We start from the raw sequence: 20285 nt of genomic DNA on the forward strand, positions 1-20285 counted from the left end.
GTATATATATTTATTTTAGTCCGGGAAAATACTGGACTGAAGATAACAAAGATAAAAATTTGTGAGTATATTAATTGATTCTTAAGTCACTTCTTACAGGGAAATGATCAGATAATCTCGCTTGTATAATCCGGTGGTTAATCACCTTGATTGTCTTTGTTGCTGAGATATAGTCTATCTGGAAATTAGGGAATTTTCCATTATAAGTACGTCCAAGTCCTGTTCCCTGCTCCACAAAGCTGTTATGAAGCGATTTTGTCAATTGTGTCACCGCATAAGAAGCAGGTGTATCATTAAAATCCCCTGCAATCAGGAAAGGTGTTTTACAGGATTTCATATGATCTTTCATAATATCAACCTGTCCGCTTCTTTTAAGAAATGCCGTTTTCAGCATACCCATGATCCTTTTTGCAGGTAAAATCTCTGTATCCATTTTCTGCGTCACTTTATCCAGGTAATTATAATCCTGCTTATCAAAAGAGATGGACTGCAAATGAACATTATAAACCCTTACCTTCTCTTTGTTGACCATTACATCCACATAGATACTTGCATTGCCCCCATGATTCGTACTGAACAGGATACTGCCCTTATTAACGATCGGATATCTTGAAAAGATAGCCAGGCCCGCAGATTCATAATCATTACCAGAAGAAGGTACAAAATAATAGTTGGAAGTTTTCAGGATCTGTTTCAGGCTGTCAGTGATCGCGAATGTTCCCTTACGGCGGGTATAATATTCCTGAAAACAGATGATATCAGGATTTTCATCTTTGACGACTGCCAGCATCTGCTGCTTCACAGCTTCATTGCTCTCTTCCCCATAAGGTTTAAAACTATGCACATTGTAAGTCATCATTCTGACCAGTTCAGGAGCCGATTTCGGGCCATCACCAGATTCCCCGATAAAACCAACTGTAGCAATTAGCGGGTGCCAGCCTATGGCGATGATAGCGGCAGTACCTAAAGCAAATACTATTCTGCCCTTTAACACCCACCAGATAATAAACAACACATTTAAAAGCAGCACGAAAGGATAAGCCAGGCCAAAAAAGGCAATACGCTGATGTTCACGCGGATCAAGATTACCAGCTAATATCCCTAATAAAAGAGCAAAAGCCGTAACTACGCCAGCCAGTAAAGTGATCTTCCCTAAAAATGTAAGCTTTTTTTTCTTCATTAATCCTTACTCGCCTTGAATAAAATCTCCTTTTCTTCCCTGCTTAACTTATCATAACCTGACTTGGAAACTTTATCCAGGACCGCATCAACCTCTTTCTGGTTGACCTTATTACTTTTATTCCTTGCACCAGCATTAGGCTTGTCATTTCTCACCACCTTTAAAGTTGGTTTACGCTCAAACCAGCCACTTAAATCGTTTCCGCCCTGTAAAAGCTTAATATAAACAAAACCAAACAGTGCCCCACCCAAATGTGCAAAACTGCCACCCGGATTTTGAGAAGCAATGCTGATCAGGTCAATCACAATGTAGGCCATCAGCAAATATTTCAGCTTCACATTTCCGATAAACATCAGGTTCATTGAATAATCAGGAACCAAAGTCGCCGTAGCTACTGCAATAGCCATTACTGAGGCTGATGAACCGATAATTATAGCCCCAGGAACATAAAGTGCAAAAACAGGGAAAATATTATAAGCAAGTGCATAAATGACTGCGCCCATTACGCCACCCGCAAGATATACCAAATGGAACTGACGCGGTTTCAGGAAATCTAAAAAGATCCTGCCCATCCAGAACAACCATAACATATTAAACAGGATGTGAAAAATATCATTATGAAAAAACTGATAAGTCAGTATCGTATAAAAACGGAAAGGAAGCTTAGGCAATGCCGCAGGAAAAGCAACATATTCACTCACATAATCCAGAAACCGGACATTTGTATTTCCGGCCAGAAAGTACGTAACCCCAAAAAGGGCTACAGCGACGTAAACAATCGTATTGATCCCAATATAAAAAAACACCGGGTTCCCAGACTGGAAAACTTTATATTTCAGATCCTCAAGCAGATTTTTCTTAGTCATAATAGTCGTAAAATGTATTTTTCTCTTTCCATAACTTCACGAGTATAAACCCCAGCAATGCGCCACCAAGGTGTGCATAATGCGCAACAGAGTCTCCCTGAACACTAGCTACCCCTAAACTTAGTTCTATCAGGATATAAACCGGAATAATATACTTAGCCTTCACAGGCACAGGAATAAACATGATATAAAGTTCAGCATTCGGATAAAGCATTCCAAAAGCAACCAGCAAACCAAATATAGCTCCCGAAGCCCCAACCATAGGACCAGAGTAAATACTTAAAAAAGTTTGTCCCTGTTCAGGACTTAAACCCCTTAAATTTAAAGAAGCCATTCCCTTCACAATGTCAATCGTTACAGCCCCTGGATTAACAGGAGAACCTGTCATTTGATAAATTTCAAAAGCCTGTACACCCCATTGTAAGGCAAGCGCACCCAAACCCGTGATCAGGTAAAAATTGATAAACCGTTTAGTTCCCCACCTGGTTTCCAATACCGAACCAAAAGAGAACAACGCAAACATATTGAATAAAATATGGGTAAAGTTCCCATGCATAAACATATACGTGATCGGCTGCCAGATCTTGAACAGCGGAGAATCAAAGTAAAATGCACCCAGGTAATAACCCAGGTCAATTCCTTTAGATTCAAAAACATATTTAGCTGCAAAAAACAACACATTGATGATCAACAGGTTCTTAACAACTGGAGGTATATGAATATTATTCATCATTACTTATCAAATTTTCTATCAATTTCTGTTAGTGACATCGTCTGGATTACAGGTCTGCCACTGATACTAAAGTTTGGCGCTTTACATGCAAATAACTGTTCAATCAACATATTCATCTCTTGCTGACCTAAAACAACACCACTTTTAATCGCACTGTTTTTAGCCATACTTCTTGCCAGCGCATCTCTTTTATCCAGCTTTAATTCCTGCTGAGAATTCTTAAACCCTTCAATCAAATGTTCAAAAAGCTGAGTTTCATTAATCTGGTTACTTCCCAGATCAACAGGAATCCCTTCAATGACCAAAGTATTCTTTCCAAATTCTCTGACCTCAAAGCCCAGGCTCTTGATATCATCCAGCAAACTCTTTGCTAACTCATAATCATTCGGACTTAACGTAACTGTCTGTGGAAATAAACTTTGCTGCGAAGCACCTTTACGATCTTCCAGATTGACGCTAAAACGTTCATACAATATCCTTTCGTGTGCAGCCTGCTGATCAATCAGCATTAAACCTGACTTAATCTGCGAAATAATATATTTATTATGCAGCTGCATCAGCTGTTTCTGTATCGGCGCATATTTATCATCCGGCCCATTTCCCGGCAATTCCATTTTAACCTGCTCAGCGGGCTTATCCTTAGAAATCTCATACAATGAACCCCAATTCTTAGCTACAGGCTGATGATCTCTGCCATCTGAATTTCTGAATCCCGTCTCCGTACCTTTAAAACCAGTTTCCGTTCCCCTGAAACCAGAAGAACCAGAACCTTTATCCGTACTCTTGTCAGCAGCGAAAGGATTAAAATCAGGATTAAAACTAATACTTGGCGGAATAATTTCATCCAGATTCTTAGGGCTGATCATTCCGCTGAAAGCCGTTTCCTGATCAAAATCAATCGTAGGGCTAATATTAAACCTTCCTAAAGAACGTTTAACCGCAGAATGTATAATCGCATAAATAGACTTCTCATCCAGGTATTTAATCTCCGTTTTAGTAGGATGTACGTTCACATCAATCTTAGCCGGGTCAATATCTATAAAAAGCACATAAAAAGGGAAGTTATCATCTGATAACAAGTCCTCATAAGCTTTATTAAGCGCATGGTTCAGATAATTATCCCTGATGAAACGGTTGTTCACAAAAAAGAACTGTTCCCCACGTGTTTTCTTTGCAAACTGAGGCTTGCCAATAAACCCTTTAAGGTTGATAATGGTGGTGTCCTCCTCTACAGGAATCAGTCTTTCGTTATAATTATTTCCAAACAGATGGACTATTCTTTGTTTTAAAGCTGACGAAGGCAATCTGAAAATCTCCATTCCATCATGATGCAAACTGAAAGAAATAGCAGGATTAGCCAATGAAACCCTTTGGAATTCATCGATAATATGCCTCATTTCAGCAGGATTGCTCTTCAGAAAATTGCGTCTTGCCGGTGTATTAAAAAATAAGTTTTTGATACATATACTGGTTCCCTGCGGCGTAGCTACAGGTTCCTGTTTAGTTATCGTTGCACCCTCAATCTCGATCAGCGTACCCAGTTCATCTTCATAACGGCGGGTTTTCATTTCAACCTGTGCAATTGCTGCAATAGATGCCATCGCTTCCCCACGGAAACCCATGGTACGAATAGCAAACAAATCTTCCGCTTTGCGCACTTTTGAAGTTGCATGACGCTCAAAACACATACGTGCATCAGAAACGCTCATTCCACATCCATTATCGATCACCTGAATAAGTACCTTTCCGGCATCTTTCAAGATCAATTGTATCTTATTCGCCCCCGCATCAATGGCATTTTCCATCAACTCTTTCACTGCCGATGCAGGTCGCTGAACTACCTCTCCGGCAGCAATTTGATTCGCAACACTCTCGGGTAAAAGTTGTATTATATCTGACATTTAGTTCCTTGGTAAAGGTCGCTAATTTAACGAAAATAAGCCTTATACATAAATCTTTTGATTATAAATACCATTTAATGACGAACCCGGTACAAGCTTTTTATATCTTTAGCGTTCTGAATGAACTATAAGCTTTTTATGTACAAAAACAATCTTGTTCAAACTATCACCGTTTGTCTTCTTGCGATATCAACCTTCAGTGCCTGTGCACAAGATCACCAAAGAAATGAAGACCTGTTAAAAGTCAACACTAACATCCTTCAGCATACCGTTTTGCTTAACAATCAGCAGAACATTATCCCTTTGACTTCCTTAGAAAAGAAAAATATTGCCTCAGTGAGCCTGGGTTTCAATTTTCAGAATATTTCGGACAGCCTGCTGAATAAATATGCAAAAGTCACTTCTTTCAGCGCTGCAAAATATGAAAATGCACCCGAACTCTTAAAGCTCGAGGACGACCTGAAATTCTTCAATACCATTATCATTTCCATTCAGGATCTGGAAACAACGAAGCCAAAATATATTAATTTCATCAACTCACTGGCTAAAACCAAATCTGTTATTGTTGCCCTGTACGGTCAGCAAACCAACCTCGTCCCCTTTGACTCCCTGAGTGCGCCAATCATTTGGACACAGGACAAAAGCATACAATCGGCTACACTAATTCCCCAGATGATTTTCGGAGGAATAGCAGCCAGCAATAAATTAACCCGTAACATCTCAGGAAAATACCTTGCCGGATCAGGCTACACAACAGTCGTTACCCGCTTAAAATATACCGTTCCCGAAGATGCCGGCGTCAATAGTGATAACCTGCGTGAAATTGATAACATTACTGCCGAAGCCATCGCCGCAAGAGCTGCACCGGGCATGGTTGTATTGGTGGCAAAAGATGGCAAAGTTATCTTTAACAAAGCCTACGGTACGCATACCTATGGCGGCCCACCGGATAAAGTTACCGATATATTTGACCTCGCTTCTATCACTAAAATAACAGCAACCACCCCAATGGTCATGCGTTTAGCAGAGCAAAACAAACTCAAACTGGACACCAATATAGGCGCCTATATTGCTTTGGCAAGACCAACCGCAATGAATGAAATCCCGGTGCGCGACGTGATGCTGCATCAGGCAGGTTTTATCCCTTACATTGCCTTTCATGACGGCGTCAAAGCAACCGATCACAGTCCGGATTCATCCGCAGCTTATCCTACTAAAGTAGCCGATGGATATTTCATCAGAAAAAACTACTTCAAAGACGTCATGTGGCCACAAATGCTGAATGCCCCGATCAGGACAAGAGGTAAATACGTATATAGTGACATCAGTATGTATGTGATGAAAGACATTGTGGAGCACATTAGCGGAGAACCCTTAAATATTTACACCTCAGAAAACTTTTACGCTCCCTTAGGTATGCAAACTGCCGGATTCCTGCCAAGAAACAGATTTAGCAGAGATCAGATTATCCCGACAGAAGACGACACCTATTTCAGAAAAACCCTGTTGGTAGGCTACGTTCATGACCAGGGAGCAGCACTCGTAGGCGGAGTTTCAGGACATGCCGGCTTATTTGCCAGCACCAATGATATGGCTATCATGTACCAGATGTTTCTGAACAAAGGAACTTATGGTGGCCAGACCTACTTCAAACCGGGAACCGTAGAAAATTTCACTGCACAACAATCAAACGTAAGCAGAAGAGGACTGGGATTTGATCGCTGGGACCCAAATCTGGCTAAGAAATATCCTTCCTCAACAGCCTCTTCACAAACCTACGGACACACTGGTTATACGGGTACGGCAGTCTGGGTAGATCCTGCGAGAGGTTTGGTTTACGTGTTTTTATCGAACCGCGTCAACCCCTCAGTCACCAATAAACTAGTAAGCATGGGCATCCGTTCCCGTATTCAGGACGTCATTAACAAAGCAATCGACCAGGGAATGGACAAATAAACCAAAAACCTGCAAAAATAAAATCCCTATAAAACAGGGAGATATAAAAATAAACCGATTTTTTTAGAGAAGAGATTTTGTATTCAGGATCAATTTTTCTATAATTGCACCCGGTTAGCGAATAACCGGCATTAAAGCCTTCTTAGCTCAGCTGGTAGAGCAACTGACTTGTAATCAGTAGGTCATTGGTTCGATCCCGATAGAAGGCTCGGAATAACAAAAAAGGGTTCATTTTCATGAACCCTTTTTTTATGCTTAAGATTTCTTACTTCTTCAGGCCTATTTCTCTCAGACGTTCGTCCAGATACTCTCCGGCAGTCATATCAGTATATTGTTTCGGATGCGCTTCATCCACACAAGAATCAAGACTCGTTAAGTCCATATCAGAACGTGGGTGTAAAAAGAACGGTACTGAAAAACGTGATGTCTTCATTAACTCTCTTGGAGGGTTAACCACTCTGTGTGTAGTAGAACGAAGCTTATTGTTTGTTAAACGTTGTAACATATCACCTACATTCACAACAATATCCGAATGATGTGCTCTGATCGGCAACCACTCATTACTGCGTGTTAATACCTCTAAACCATCAGCACTTGCGCCGATCAGTAAAGTAATCAGGTTAATATCCTCATGTGCACCAGCTCGGACAGCATCATCAGGTAAAGCATCAGGATTTTCGATCGGGAAGTAATGAATACCTCTCAGAATAGAATTTCCGTTATGTACATGTTTATCAAAATAATCAATTGGTAAACTTAAATAAGTAGCGATTGCTCTTAACAAGTGTTTCCCATTACTTTCCAGCTTTTGATAAACCTCGTTTGTTACTTCATTGAAACCAGGAATCTCTTCCAGATACTCATTATCAGGATACTCATATTTAATCGGGTCACCATCAACTACCGTCTGACCAATTTGCCAGAACTCTTTAAGATCTGCTGTTTTAGCACCCTTGGCTGTTTCTTTACCCGGGCTCGTATAACCACGTTGTCCAGCAAGCTCTGGCTTTTCGTATTTAGCTTTCTGATCAGCAGGCAAACGAAAAACCCCTTGAATATTCTGATATAATTTATCAATCAATTCCTGGCTTAAGCCATGGTTGGTAATCGTTACAAATCCCGAATCATTGAAGGCCCTGCCCAGTTCATCAGAAAATTTTTTACGATCGTGTTCTGTTCCGTCGATATAAGAACCAAGATCTAAGGTTGGAATATAAGGTGTAGACATAATATTTCTTTAATGTTTGATTCAAAACTATAAAACAATTGTTAATAAAACCCGATAATACGAATTACACCACAGCATCATACTAATTTACAACAATTTAAGTTATTAACATTTACCAACACCAACCCTTTTAATCAAGAATATCAGTCAGTCCTGTACTTATTAACATATAGTTATCAACTCATGTTTTTTTAACCATAATTATCAAATCACCCTTCACATAAACCCCATTTTATCAGTACACTGTCAATTTAGGATAGATACAAAACCACAATCCTGTCACTCCCGTATTTCTAATCATAAATCCATTAAATTTATATTCTAAACACACACACAATGAAATATCTGGCAATCATAGCTCTCCTGTTTTTCTCGATAAACAGCGCAGACGCACAGCAGAAAAAACTACAAAAAGCCACCTTCGGCATGGGCTGCTTCTGGTGTTCAGAAGCCCTCTTCCAAAAACTCGATGGAGTAACCGCAGTCAGATCCGGCTTTGAAGGAGGCTCCTACCCTAACCCAACCTACGAAGAAGTTTGTTCCGGCGCAACCGGACACGCAGAAGTTATTGAATTTAACTATGACCCGGCAAAAATCTCCTATGACGACCTGCTGGAAGTATTCTGGAAAAGCCATGACCCAACAACCTTAAACCGTCAGGGAGCAGATGTCGGCACACAATACCGTTCAGTAGTCTTCTATCACACACCCGAACAAAAAACAGCAGCAGAACACTATAAAGCAGAACTCAATAAAACAAACGCTTACGGCAAACCAGTAGTAACTGAAATCACAAAAGCAGAAACCTTTTATAAAGCAGAAGGCTATCACCAGGATTACTTCAATAAAAATGCTGACCAGCCATATTGCAGATTAGTCATTCTGCCAAAGCTAGAGAAACTGGAAAAAGTGTTCAAAGCAAAGCTGAAACACTAGTTAAACAGGAGACTTCTCCAAAACAAGGCTCCAAAATTAGCTGAAACAGCTAAAAAAAATAAAGCGCCTGTTTTCAGTACATGAATCATTCTTCATGAATTCCAGTACGAAAACAGGCGCTTTATTTTTTTAGCTGTCCAGTGAAAACACCTCCCTAACAATTAATCAAAAGATAACACACATCGTTAAAAATCATGAAAACAGTATCCTAATATTGTTCTCATGCAACACATCCACGATGACAAGGAACTATTTGCGCAAATAGCACAAGGGAGCAGAAAATCCTTTGACCAGCTATTTCTCAAATACTACAACCCCCTGATCTCGTTCTGCAAAACAACCGGCTGCGAAGAAAACGACGCAGAAGACGCCGTTTCCGACCTGTTCCTTGACCTTTGGCTCCGCCGCACCACCATCACCATCACTACCTCCCTCAAAGCCTACCTCTACGCCGCACTCAGAAACAAAATCAACACCTACTACAGAAACAACAAAAACATCACCCACCTACCCACAGACTACGCCGACCAACTACCAGACTCCACCCTATCACAACCCGACGAAAAACTATTCCTCAAAGACCGGACAAAGATGATTGAACAAATTATCACTACGCTGCCCGAACAAACAAAAATCGTGTTTCTGCTCAAATGGAAACACCAGCTCACCGACAAAGAAATCGCAGAAACACTCAACAAAACCCTGCCCACAGTCCGGACTATGATTTACCGCTCCATCCTCTACATCCGTGAAAAGATATGTTAAATAAATATTAACCATATTACCATTACATTAAATCGAAAAAACCTGTAAACAAAACCACCCCATTTTGCGACCCCCATAAAAAAGGGATAAATGGACGAACACGATTACAGCTTAATTATCGGATACCTCGAAAGCTCAATAACTGACAAAGACGTACACTATCTGCTGCACAAAGTTCAAAACGACAGCGAATTTGCCGAACGCTTTAACGAAGTAGCTGAAATCTGGAATGCAGGGAAAATAAACCACGACCTGCCCAGAGCAAAACACGCATTAAAGCGCCTTCACCAACGCATAGAAGCAGTTGAAATCAAAACAAATACAAAAAAAGTAATCAACAAAAAGTTAGCCTGGCTATCAGCCGCCGCAGCAATCCTTTTCCTGTGCCTTCTTTTTTTCCACACAGAATTCAACAAAACAACCACCCTTACCTATATAGAAAAACACACCGGGGCAGGACAGAAAATGAACATTACACTACCAGACGGCTCCCTCGTTGTACTCAACACCCTATCTACCCTAAAAATCCCCTCCAACTACGGAATCCGGAACAGAGAACTTCAACTCAAAGGAGAAGCCTGGTTTGAAGTAGAAAAGAACCCTCAGAAACCCTTTATCGTTCATACCGGACACATCCAAACCCTTGTTCTCGGTACAAAATTTAACATATCAGGCTATCCCGACGACGAAATGGCCAAAGTTTCTTTAGTAGAAGGTAAAGTACAGGTTGACATAGACAATGATACCAGAAAAAGACAAATCCTCAAACCAGGGGACCAGCTCATTTACACGAAAAAAGACAGCACATCAGCAATAACCACCTTCATTAAAGACGACGCAGCAGGATGGAAAGACAACCTTTTGACCCTGAACTACGAAAGCTGGCCGGAAGCTGCAAAGAAAATATCCAGATGGTATAACGTCAAAGTCGAACTTAAAAGCACAGCATTAACAGACTGCAAACTCAAAGGATCATTTGCCAGCATGTCACTGACCCAGGTCCTCAGACAACTCAGCTATATCTCAGGAATCAGCTGGGAAATACAAGGAAAAACAGTTTATATAACCGGAAAATGCAACTAACCACAAAACATGATTAAATAAAGCTACAAAAACACAAAAGCCCTGCATACCGATAAGATCGGGACGCAAGGCTCTTTTAATCAGTTCCTGCGAAGAACTTAATTAAATTATTCAATAATCAAAAGTATGAAAACCTTACGGCAATCCCAAACCCCGGGATCTGCACTGGCCATTTCATGTCAAAACAAACCCATTAATGAAAAGAATCAAACCATACCTGACCTGCTTTTTATGTCTCTTTTTGTTGTCCATGCACACCATTCAAGCACATACAACAGATCCCTTATGCACCATTAACGTTTCCGGAAAACCACTAAAAGAAGTTATAGCCCTGATTGAGAAACAAACAGGCTACCATTTTTTACACAGTGCATCCGATAAAACCTTAAACCTGCCTATTACAATGGCAGAAAAAAACCAGCCCCTGGAAAACATATTGCGTAAAATAGGACAGCAAACCGGGCTCACTTTCGAAATCGATGACAAAACCATTTTCGTTAAAACTGCAAAAAAGCAAATTACTGTCAGTGGCAAAGTAACAGATGCCACCACAGGAGAAACTATTCCCGGAGTCTCTGTCAGCGTAAAAAACAAACCACGCAAAACCATCACAGACAACGATGGCAAATACACCATCACTACTGAAGCACAAGATCTTCTTATTTTCAACTACATCGGCTACAAACCCTATGAAATAACAGCAGACCAGCCACAAATCAATGTAGCCCTGGCAGTCAATCAAGAAGAATTAAACGAAGTTGTCGTAGTCGGTTATGGCACACAATCCCGTAAAGTACTCAGTACATCAGTTACCAAAGTAACCCAGGAAGACTTTAACAAAGGAGGCCTGAGTAACCCCGCACAACTACTACAGGGAAAAGTAGCAGGCCTGAACATTACCCGTTCCGGTGACCCTAATGCAACCCCTACCATGAGCTTACGTGGCCCTTCCACATTACGTGTCGGCGCAGCTCAGGAACCCTTTTATGTTATCAACGGCGTTCCCGGAGCAGACTTCAGGTTAGTCTCTCCAGATGACATTGAAGACATCAGTGTATTGAAAGATGCTTCAGCCACTGCGATCTATGGAACCAGAGCATCAAACGGCGTCATTATGATCACCACTAAAAGTGGAAAATCAGGTCCTCCAATTGTCAACTACAGCGGATATGCAGGAGTAGACAATATCTCCAAAACTGTTAAAATGATGAATGCACAAGAACTGACCACTTACCTGGATCAGAATAAAATCAGTCTTGACCCATTAGATGCTAAAGGCGCAAATACAGACTGGCAAAAAGAGATTACCAGAAGCGGAATTTTGCAAAACCATAACATCTCTTTAAGCGGCGGTTATAACAAAACACAATACAGTGCCGGCTTAAATTATTTCAATGACAAAGGGATTTTAAAAGGAAGCGCACTCGACCGGTTGATCGGCCGCCTTAACTTATCTCAAAGTGTTTTAGGCGATCATTTAAAATTAGGCCTAAACCTGAGTAACTCTAACAGCAACTCAAACCTGATCCCTAATCAAGACCTTGTTCTTTACAATGCCCTTCGTTTTTTACCGACCGTACCAGTGATGCAGGATGGCAAATTCTCCGAAAACCTGCAACGTGTACAATACTACAACCCGGTTTCCCTGCTTGAAAATGCAACGGATAAACTAAAAACAACCATTACCCTGCTCAATTTTACTGCATCCGTAAAACTCCCATATGGATTTAAATACGATGTAAGCTTAAGTACACAAAAAGAATTGAACAATCGTGGAACTTACTACAACAGTACTTACACCTTAAAACAAGGACTTAACGGAGAAGCCTATCGCTCTGCCTATGAAAGCACACGTAAAACAGGAGAAACATTTTTAACCTTCGACAAACAATTCAACAAACACGCGCTGAATATACTTGCCGGTTACAGTATCCAGGAAGACGTGAACAACGATGGATTTCAGGCTAACAACAGAAACTTTCCGACAGACCAGCTAGGTTATAGCAATATTGGTCTGGGCAGCCCGATCGGTAATTTCAAAACAGACTGGGGAGATAATATTTATCAGAAACTAAGACTGATTTCTTTTTACGGCCGCCTGAACTATAGCTATGCAGGCAAATATATCGCTCAATTCTCTGTCAGAAGAGATGCCTCCTCCGCATTTGGAAACAATAACCGGTGGGGAACATTTCCTGCTGCCTCTGTAGCCTGGAGAATTTCAGAAGAATCCTTCATGAAAGATCAGCGGATTTTTCAAGACCTGAAATTCAGAGCAGGTTACGGTGTTACAGGAAACTCATTAGGATTTAATCCGTTAATTTCAAAAGTCCGTTACGGAACTTCCGGCACCTTTTATTACAATGGAAATTTCATCAACTCTATTGGGGCCAATCAAAATGCCAACCCCGATTTAAAGTGGGAAAAGACAGCCATGTATAATGCCGGCATAGATGCAGTTATCGCCAAAGGAAGAGTAAGTATAACCGCCGAATATTATGATAAAAAGACCAATGACCTGATCTGGGATTACCCGGTTTCTTCTATTCAATACTTCAGCAACCTTTACACAGCAAACGTAGGTTCGATCAGTAATAAAGGAGTAGAATTAACCATTGATGCAAAGATCATTCAGAAAGATCACTTTAAATGGCAAAGTTCATTTAACATGGCGCACAATGCGAACAAACTATTATCATTATCAAACAATACCTTTAAACTGGACTCTATTCCTCAAGCCTATCCTGGCGGACAAGGCCAGTCGGGTACGACAGTTCAGATCCTGAAACCAGGCTATCCGGTAGGTCAGTTTTTTACCTTTAAATATGCTGGAAAAGACGACAAAGGCATATCTCAATACTACGATAAAAACGGAGGTCTGACAACCGCTCCAAAAGAATATACCGATTACTACTATGCAGGAAATGCACAGCCAAAATTATTACTGGGCTGGAGCAATACTTTCACCTACAAACAGTTCGACTTAAATATCTTTTTAAGAAGCTCGTTAGGAGGCAAAGTATTTAACGCTACCCTAGCCGATCTGAACCGCCCGGCAGATGGTAAAACGTATAACCTGCCTGTTTATTCCGCAAATGAAAGCCCGGCAAATGCCTATGCCTACCGCTATTCGGACAGGTATATAGAAAATGCCTCTTACCTGCGTGTTGATAACCTGACGCTGGGTTATACGCTGCCAAAGCTGAAAGGCATCCAGTCACTCCGGTTTTATGTGACCGGAAATAACATTGCAGTCATTACAGGCTACAGTGGTATTGACCCGGAAATTGGAATGGGCGGCCTGACACCTGGCATAGATAATAAAAATTATTATCCACGCACCCGGTCTTTCCTTTTTGGCGCAAATCTTTCCTTTTAATCTGGCTAAATAATAATCCCGATGAAATTAATCAAAGCTATGCTAACGGTATTGACCGTTACAATCCTGTCTTCAGCCTGTACTAAAGTTGAAGTCCCTGTTGAAAATGAACTTACTCCTGATAACTTTCCCAAAAACGAAGCACAATTCCTGCTCGCTTCCGGAAGCGCCTATGCTAAATTCAGAGACCAGTTTGCCACTACTTACTGGCAGCTGCAAAGTCTGAGTTCTGATGAAGCGATCCTGCCTACCCGTGGAAGTAACTGGTTTGACGGAGGCCGTTACCAGCAACTCCACTACCATACCTGGACTCCCGACAACCCACAAATTGCGGGCGTATGGAGCTGGGGTTTCAGTACGATCAGCAGCTGTAATCAGATCCTTTCCTTATTTGAGCAAGCTCCTGACAGCGAATCGAAATTAAATATTGCAGCAGAAATCAAGACCTTAAGAGCCCTTTCCTTTTACCTGATGATGGATTTATATGGCAATATCCCATTGACCACAAAATTCGGAGATCCAAATTTACCACAAACACAAAGCCGTAAAGATGTGTTCGCCTTTATAGAGAAAGAAGTTAAAGAAGCCCTTCCCCGTTTAAGCGAGGTTACAGATAAATCCACCTATGGCCGTCCTACCAAGTTTGCTGCCTATGCACTTTTAGCTAAGCTGTATCTTAACGCGGAAGTCTATACAGGTACAGAGCGGAACAACGATGCAGTTGCAATGTGCGATCTGCTGATCAAATCGGGTAAATTCTCGCTGGCTGCTGATTACGCAGGTATATTCAAAGCTGACAATGGCCCTGGAACAACCGAATTCATCTTCGCCGTTCCTTATGATAATGTTCAGGCCCAGGGACAACGCTTTACCTGGTATAACCTGCACTATGCCCTGTCTGCCAAATATGGCCTGCCCTGGAGAATCAGCGGCCCAACAAGTACACTGCCTGAATTTTATGCCAACTTTGACAGTAAAACCGATGTCAGGAACAATGTCTGGCTAACCGGTAAACAATTTGATAATTCAGGTAAACCAATTACAATCAGCACGACGAAAAAAGGGCTTGATGCGAGTTATACTGGTGATGACGGCGCGACACAAATTCAATGGCAGCTGGAATTTTCACCACAGGTTACCCTGACCAATGTTCAGAATTTTGATGTCGGAAGTGATGTATTAGGCAGTGCCAAAGGGATACGCAATAACAAATATGCACCTGATGCCGCTGCGGCCACTAATAACGGAAGCAATGATGTTCCTGTATTCAGATATGCTGATATTTTGTTAATGAAAGCTGAGGCCATCTTAAGAGGAGCTGCGCCAACTAACGGACAAACAGCTTTAAGTCTTGTCAATGACCTTAGAACGATAAGAAAAGCAGAGAATTTCAATACAATCTCCCTGGATGAACTCTTAAGAGAGCGTGCGCGCGAAATGAATTGGGAAGCCTGGAGAAGAAACGACCTGATCCGCTTTGGCAAGTTTGAAGGGAGCTGGGGCTATAAAACAGATCAGAATAGTTATAAAAGAATATTTCCTGTTCCATCTTCAGAACGTATTCTTAACCCAAACTTAAAACAAAATACAGGTTATTAACTCCAGTATAATTTCTTACCTTAAATAAAACCTAAAACCATGAAAAAAAGTTATTCAATTCTGTTAGTCATGTTAGTCACCCTGCTGGTGCAATGTAAAAAGTCTGACCAGGCAGAAACAGGCAGCAATGGAACTAAAACCTCGAAAACCGGGGTCAATGCAGCTCAGGCCTCCTTCTGTGCCAGCTGCCAGGAAAGCCCTACCAGGGTAAATACTGTAGAGGCCGACGGCTGGGCCAAAAAATTTGCTCCGTTGCTTAAATTTGACCGGGCAGCCCCCGAATATCCTACCTCTGTAGAGGATGTCTGGGCAAACACATTACCATCCAGCATCGTATGCGGCGGGAAATTAGTCTTTCAAAAAGACCCGGAATCCAGAAGTATGAATTTTCCAACCTATTATGATGTACAAGCACACCCTTCTGATCCGAACCGGACTTTCATTGAATACTGGTGGGCATACAAACGTCAAAGGCCATGTATTGGAAATGTAGGCGGTCACGATTATGACCTGGAACATATGGTTCTTCAAGTGGATAAACAAACCAAGCGCGTAATCACCACTACCTACTTCCAGCATGCAGGATGGTTTACCAGGAACGGCAGAAATCTGGCCGAAGGAAAAAGAGTAGAAGCTTACGTAGGGAAATTAGCTCACGGTATGTACCATGATTCCAGAGACAAGACTATTATAGGATTTGAATGTTCTTACTACGGTGATTACAGAAATCCTAGTGGCACTAAGGACGAAGTCCTGACCGCAAACAATCTCGTGAGAATGGGTTGTGACAAAGATGAGTTCAGTTTCAATGGAGATTGGGGAATTGGTTCAGGACCGCTTTACAGAGACCGCAACTACTGGAACTACAATGCCTGCATTGGCAATGATACCTTCGGAACAAACGGCTGTGCAGCCAGTGAGTTTGGAGACAACAAGAAAATAGGAGATTTATAATTAACAAAAAAGCGGCCTTCCCAATTGGGAGGGCCGCTTTTTTTTACAGGTTTTTGCCAGGGAATTAAGGAAATTTAACCCCTCTGTATTTAGTCACATCTACAGTTGGGATACTAGAGCCATACTGTGAATTGATAGATTTAATAAACTCATTCGCTACAATCGCATAACCAAATGGAGTAAGGTGGATCCCATCTAAAGAGAAAAGATTTCCAGTAATATATGCTGCACTAACTGCCGCACCGTTCACTACCTTACCAGCCCCGTAAACTTTAAGCAAAGCATTGGCGTCTACTAAAGCAAGGCCATTTGCCGCTGCCACACTTTTGATCGTTGCATTATAAGAATTTGTATAATCAGCAACCACAGCAGCTTCTGCTTTATCCAGTACATATTTACTTTCAACCGGATTTCCAGGATGTAAACCATATGGCAAACCAGCCGCATTAGGCTTTCCAATCACATTTGCAGCTTTTAAAGGAAGCAGGAAATAATCTTCTGCCGTAGCAGGTCTCGGAGCTCCTGTACCAGGCTGAATAAAGATGGCCTGAACAGTAGGCGCAGAAGCCTGAACAGCTGTTAACAATGCTTTTAAAGTAACTGTAGTGAAATAAGGTGTGCTTAAAACATCAGGAATAGTAGCGACTACACCTTTCGCACCAGTACCACCAGCTCCACCTTTAATCATTGTGCTTGCAGCAAGATTATACAATTGCGTAAACAACGCTTTATCAGTAGGAAAATCTGCTGCAACAGCAGCCCCGCCAGTTGCATAACCCAACACGTCATTGTTACCAAGCCACATACTAAAGAAAGTAAAAGGCTTAGCATTCACAAAACTAAGATATGACGTTGTATTCGCTGGTGAAGTATTTGGCAACAAACGCTCGAAATAAGGATTTAGATTTCCGTAATAAGTCAGCGTAATATTGTTTAACCTGATTCCCGGTACACCGTAATTGTTCAGATCACCCGCATATTTTGTAAAAAGAGGAACTGTTCCGAAACCCGGAACATTTGCCGAACCGATCACTGCCTGCGCAGGTACATCCGTAATCACCGGATCTCCGGTAGCTGTAAAGCTTGATAATTTTTTATAACCTGACCCATCAGCCTGGTTTGCATTGAAAAAAGGCATGCTGAAAGTACCACCACCAACGGTTTGCATCTGCGTACCAATCATCAATGGAAATGCATTCTGCTGACCTTCCAGGTATAATCCGCCATCGGCGAAACCCGAAGTTAAAGAGTTTCCGACTGCAATATATCTTGTAAAATCTGCACTCCCTTTACTGGGGGTTATTGTTTTTAATTCTGGCTTGCAGGATGCAGCTGTAACAACAGCTACTGCAAGAATACTTTTGAATATAAATTTCGAGTTCATAATGTTTTGCTGAAAGGTGATTACCATTTATAAGATAAAGCAATGCCAGGGATATAAGCAACGGTTTTGAAATCCCCGCTTAAATTGGTCTCTATATTCGTTTCATTTCTTGATTTAACATTTTCATACAAGAAAGATAAATCAATACTGAAACGCTCAGATGCCTTGTAACCTAAACCTGCACTTAGCAGAATACGGTTAGCATCCGGAACCTCTGGTGTTACATATCCTTTTCCAACAGGTGTAAATGCATACGCCGCACCTAATCTTAAAGCTAAACGCTCGGTAGCCATATTCTGAATACCTACACGTAAAGCACCTCCATCATGGTAATTTCTTGGAGAACTCGTGTTTGGAATTCTTGAATTGTTGTTATAATCAAAGGCCAGTACTTTGTATTTACTCCAGTGAACCCAGTTTGCATCCACAGCAATAATTGTTTTTGAAGATGGATAAAATCCTAAACCAATAGAAGATGTTGCTGGTAAAGGCAGGCTCGCATTGAATTTAGTAGGAAACCCGTCTTGTAATGCTTGTGGAACCCTGAATATAGCATCTCCGTCTTTTACCTGTGCAGTTACTTGTGAACGGTGCGTTACCCCGATGGTTACGCCAGACACAGTCTCTACATAGATACCTGCATTCCAGCCGAAATCATTGGAATGACCTTTAAGCTGGGCAGTACCCGAAGTACCGTCGTTTAAAGTAAGTGGCACACCTCTTTTTAAATCAACTTTTCCATTGGTATAAACAAAACCAGCACCGATACCAATATGATCAGTGATCTTGTAACTCAAAGTAGGCTGTACGTAAATAGCCTGAAGGTCTAATGAAGTCACTGTATATTTACCAGTCCAGTTTGGGTCCCAGTGTACAGCACCACCAAACGGTACATAAACACCCAGTCCAAAACGGAGTCTGTTATTCGGATTACCGAACACCGCATAAACCGATGGGTCTACTGTTAATTTTTCTTTTGTATATTCTGTAATGTTCGAGCCATTCTCTCTAAAAGCTGCTTTCAGGAAAATTGCACTTCCACCAGCCTGTACACCATTCTTTTTAAGGAAAGACACTGCACCAGGGTTAAAAAAAACAGCCGCTTCATCTAAAGCAACTCCTGTACCTGCACCGCCCATTGCGGTCTGCTTTTGTCCCTGAAGGTTAACCTGATAGGATTGCGAGTAGCCCAGAATAGGCACCGCCAGTAAAAAACTTAGTAAAATCTTTTTCATATTTGGTTGGTATTAAATTGACGTTTTGCTTGTTGATGTAAAAATTCGGATTGCTCATTTATTTTATGCAAGCATAACAATTAACGATTTTACTAAAAAAACAAAACTTATCCAAATCTTAAGGGAGATTTCTTTTCGTTCATTTAATTCAATATCACACAAAAGTAAAATCAACGGAGGTTTTGATCAAACCTAAATAACATGCTTACATTTGTTAACACTGTTATTAATTAGATGTTAGAACAAACATATACAATTAAAAGTAAAAAATTATGAGCTTAATAGATGCGCTTAAATGGCGGTACGCAACAAAAAAAATGAACGGAGAAAAGGTCCCACAAGCTGAGGTTGACCAAATTATTGAAGCTGCACGTCTTGCACCAACTTCATCTGGCCTTCAGCCATTTAAAGTAATTGTAGTGACAAACCAGGAATTGAAGGCAAAAATCCAGACTATTGCTTTTGGACAATCTCAAATCGTTGATTCTTCACACCTGCTTATTTTTGCAGCATGGGAAAACTATACGGAACAAAACATCAGAGCTTCTTTTGCCCGTAATAATGCAGAACGTGGTCTTCCTGATGAAACACCTTCAGACTATGAAATTCAGTTAAGTTCAAACTATACCACAAGAACTGAAGAAGTGAACTTTAACCATGCCGCAAGACAGGCATATATTGGTTTTGGTGTAGCACTTGCAGAAGCTGCTTTGTTAAAAGTAGATGCAACGCCAATGGAAGGATTTAACCCAGCAGAACTTGACGAATTGTTAGGTTTAAGACAAAGAGGCCTTCGCAGCGTTACGTTGTTACCATTAGGTTACAGAAGCGAAAGCGAAGACTGGTTAGTGAACCTGAAAAAAGTGCGTACACCAAAAAATGAATTCGTTATCGAATATAACTAAAATAATACCTGTTTAAATTTAAGCAGTCAATGAAAAAGGGGCCCGGGAAACCAGGCTCCTTTTTTTTGGCATAAAAAACTGGTTTCCTGGTATAATAACTTAAGTCAGTGTAAGGGTTGACTTCTCTGTGAGTCCACATTGAGTCCACCTTTTCCCGTAAATAGGTGGACTCACTATGAAG

15 protein-coding genes and 1 tRNA gene are annotated in these 20285 nt (G+C 41.1%); 9 read left to right on the plus strand and 7 right to left on the minus strand.

What is annotated here, in order from left to right:
* Window positions 1-70 precede the first annotated feature (70 nt).
* The 4 genes from HDE70_RS21560 to mutL are packed head-to-tail and all read right to left on the minus strand — an operon-like array spanning window position 71 to window position 4680.
* A complete protein-coding gene (locus HDE70_RS21560; protein WP_183891789.1) occupies window positions 71-1180 on the minus strand; it encodes an endonuclease/exonuclease/phosphatase family protein in 1110 nt (369 codons plus the stop codon).
* On the minus strand, window positions 1180-2046 hold the full coding sequence (locus tag HDE70_RS21565; RefSeq protein WP_183891790.1) for a rhomboid family intramembrane serine protease: 867 nt from the start codon (window positions 2044-2046) through the stop codon (window positions 1180-1182). The genes HDE70_RS21560 and HDE70_RS21565 overlap by 1 nt, the downstream gene beginning before the upstream one ends.
* The gene (locus HDE70_RS21570; RefSeq protein ID WP_183891885.1) at window positions 2039-2776 is read right to left on the minus strand and encodes a rhomboid family intramembrane serine protease; all 738 of its coding nucleotides are present in this window, start codon (window positions 2774-2776) and stop codon (window positions 2039-2041) included. The genes HDE70_RS21565 and HDE70_RS21570 overlap by 8 nt, the downstream gene beginning before the upstream one ends.
* 2 nt (window positions 2777-2778) lie before the next feature.
* Complete coding sequence (mutL, locus tag HDE70_RS21575) at window positions 2779-4680, minus strand: DNA mismatch repair endonuclease MutL (RefSeq protein ID WP_183891791.1); 1902 nt, start codon at window positions 4678-4680, stop codon at window positions 2779-2781.
* A gap of 138 nt (window positions 4681-4818) precedes the next feature.
* Here mutL and HDE70_RS21580 point away from each other — a divergent pair, with 138 nt between their 5' ends.
* Both HDE70_RS21580 and HDE70_RS21585 read left to right on the plus strand, forming a co-directional pair.
* Window positions 4819-6636 (plus strand): serine hydrolase domain-containing protein, encoded by a 1818-nt coding sequence (locus tag HDE70_RS21580; protein ID WP_183891792.1) that lies wholly within the window; start codon window positions 4819-4821, stop codon window positions 6634-6636.
* A 136-nt stretch (window positions 6637-6772) separates the two neighbouring features.
* Window positions 6773-6845 (plus strand) — tRNA-Thr (locus HDE70_RS21585).
* A 56-nt stretch (window positions 6846-6901) separates the two neighbouring features.
* Here the strand turns inward: HDE70_RS21585 and HDE70_RS21590 are convergent.
* Entirely contained in the window at window positions 6902-7864 is a 963-nt protein-coding gene (locus tag HDE70_RS21590; protein WP_183866002.1) for an isopenicillin N synthase family dioxygenase, read from the minus strand.
* Window positions 7865-8200: 336 nt separating this feature from the next.
* On the opposite strand from HDE70_RS21590, the gene msrA reads away from it, so the two are divergent.
* The 6 genes from msrA (at window position 8201) to HDE70_RS21620 (ending at window position 16580) form a co-directional block, all read left to right on the plus strand.
* Window positions 8201-8800 carry a peptide-methionine (S)-S-oxide reductase MsrA gene (msrA, locus tag HDE70_RS21595; RefSeq protein WP_183866003.1) on the plus strand — a complete coding sequence of 200 codons (600 nt, stop codon included), beginning with the start codon at window positions 8201-8203 and terminating at the stop codon, window positions 8798-8800.
* A gap of 222 nt (window positions 8801-9022) precedes the next feature.
* The gene (locus HDE70_RS21600) at window positions 9023-9565 is read left to right on the plus strand and encodes an RNA polymerase sigma factor (protein WP_183891793.1); all 543 of its coding nucleotides are present in this window, start codon (window positions 9023-9025) and stop codon (window positions 9563-9565) included.
* A gap of 90 nt (window positions 9566-9655) precedes the next feature.
* Window positions 9656-10648 carry a FecR family protein gene (locus HDE70_RS21605; protein ID WP_183891794.1) on the plus strand — a complete coding sequence of 331 codons (993 nt, stop codon included), beginning with the start codon at window positions 9656-9658 and terminating at the stop codon, window positions 10646-10648.
* A gap of 196 nt (window positions 10649-10844) precedes the next feature.
* Complete coding sequence (locus HDE70_RS21610; RefSeq protein WP_183891795.1) at window positions 10845-14027, plus strand: TonB-dependent receptor; 3183 nt, start codon at window positions 10845-10847, stop codon at window positions 14025-14027.
* Between the two features lie 21 nt (window positions 14028-14048).
* Window positions 14049-15626: a RagB/SusD family nutrient uptake outer membrane protein gene (locus tag HDE70_RS21615; RefSeq protein ID WP_183891796.1), complete on the plus strand. Its 1578-nt coding sequence runs from the start codon at window positions 14049-14051 to the stop codon at window positions 15624-15626.
* 39 nt (window positions 15627-15665) lie between these two features.
* Window positions 15666-16580 (plus strand): hypothetical protein, encoded by a 915-nt coding sequence (locus HDE70_RS21620; protein ID WP_183891797.1) that lies wholly within the window; start codon window positions 15666-15668, stop codon window positions 16578-16580.
* 64 nt (window positions 16581-16644) lie between these two features.
* On the opposite strand, the gene HDE70_RS21625 is transcribed toward HDE70_RS21620, so the two are convergent.
* A complete protein-coding gene (locus tag HDE70_RS21625; protein ID WP_183891798.1) occupies window positions 16645-17964 on the minus strand; it encodes an SGNH/GDSL hydrolase family protein in 1320 nt (439 codons plus the stop codon).
* Between the two features lie 20 nt (window positions 17965-17984).
* Window positions 17985-19199, minus strand: coding sequence for an OmpP1/FadL family transporter (locus HDE70_RS21630; RefSeq protein ID WP_183866010.1), 1215 nt, complete (start codon window positions 19197-19199; stop codon window positions 17985-17987).
* Window positions 19200-19471: 272 nt separating this feature from the next.
* Here HDE70_RS21630 and HDE70_RS21635 point away from each other — a divergent pair, with 272 nt between their 5' ends.
* Window positions 19472-20104: an NAD(P)H-dependent oxidoreductase gene (locus HDE70_RS21635; protein ID WP_183891799.1), complete on the plus strand. Its 633-nt coding sequence runs from the start codon at window positions 19472-19474 to the stop codon at window positions 20102-20104.
* Window positions 20105-20285: the final 181 nt, after the last annotated feature.

The sequence above is a fragment of the Pedobacter cryoconitis genome (assembly GCF_014200595.1).
Taxonomy (GTDB): Bacteria; Bacteroidota; Bacteroidia; order Sphingobacteriales; family Sphingobacteriaceae; genus Pedobacter; species Pedobacter cryoconitis_C.

What these genes read in the sequence shown, in the direction of transcription:
- HDE70_RS21565 (WP_183891790.1), bottom strand. Translation starts at nt 2,046, where the DNA reads ATGACTAAGAAAAATCTGCTTGAGGATCTGAAATATAAAGTTTTCCAG.
- HDE70_RS21600 (WP_183891793.1), top strand. Translation starts at nt 9,023, where the DNA reads ATGCAACACATCCACGATGACAAGGAACTATTTGCGCAAATAGCACAA.
- HDE70_RS21580 (WP_183891792.1), top strand. Translation starts at nt 4,819, where the DNA reads ATGTACAAAAACAATCTTGTTCAAACTATCACCGTTTGTCTTCTTGCG.
- HDE70_RS21605 (WP_183891794.1), top strand. Translation starts at nt 9,656, where the DNA reads ATGGACGAACACGATTACAGCTTAATTATCGGATACCTCGAAAGCTCA.
- mutL (WP_183891791.1), bottom strand. Translation starts at nt 4,680, where the DNA reads ATGTCAGATATAATACAACTTTTACCCGAGAGTGTTGCGAATCAAATT.
- HDE70_RS21610 (WP_183891795.1), top strand. Translation starts at nt 10,845, where the DNA reads ATGAAAAGAATCAAACCATACCTGACCTGCTTTTTATGTCTCTTTTTG.
- HDE70_RS21630 (WP_183866010.1), bottom strand. Translation starts at nt 19,199, where the DNA reads ATGAAAAAGATTTTACTAAGTTTTTTACTGGCGGTGCCTATTCTGGGC.
- msrA (WP_183866003.1), top strand. Translation starts at nt 8,201, where the DNA reads ATGAAATATCTGGCAATCATAGCTCTCCTGTTTTTCTCGATAAACAGC.
- HDE70_RS21570 (WP_183891885.1), bottom strand. Translation starts at nt 2,776, where the DNA reads ATGAATAATATTCATATACCTCCAGTTGTTAAGAACCTGTTGATCATC.
- HDE70_RS21615 (WP_183891796.1), top strand. Translation starts at nt 14,049, where the DNA reads ATGAAATTAATCAAAGCTATGCTAACGGTATTGACCGTTACAATCCTG.
- HDE70_RS21560 (WP_183891789.1), bottom strand. Translation starts at nt 1,180, where the DNA reads ATGAAGAAAAAAAAGCTTACATTTTTAGGGAAGATCACTTTACTGGCT.
- HDE70_RS21635 (WP_183891799.1), top strand. Translation starts at nt 19,472, where the DNA reads ATGAGCTTAATAGATGCGCTTAAATGGCGGTACGCAACAAAAAAAATG.
- HDE70_RS21620 (WP_183891797.1), top strand. Translation starts at nt 15,666, where the DNA reads ATGAAAAAAAGTTATTCAATTCTGTTAGTCATGTTAGTCACCCTGCTG.
- HDE70_RS21625 (WP_183891798.1), bottom strand. Translation starts at nt 17,964, where the DNA reads ATGAACTCGAAATTTATATTCAAAAGTATTCTTGCAGTAGCTGTTGTT.
- HDE70_RS21590 (WP_183866002.1), bottom strand. Translation starts at nt 7,864, where the DNA reads ATGTCTACACCTTATATTCCAACCTTAGATCTTGGTTCTTATATCGAC.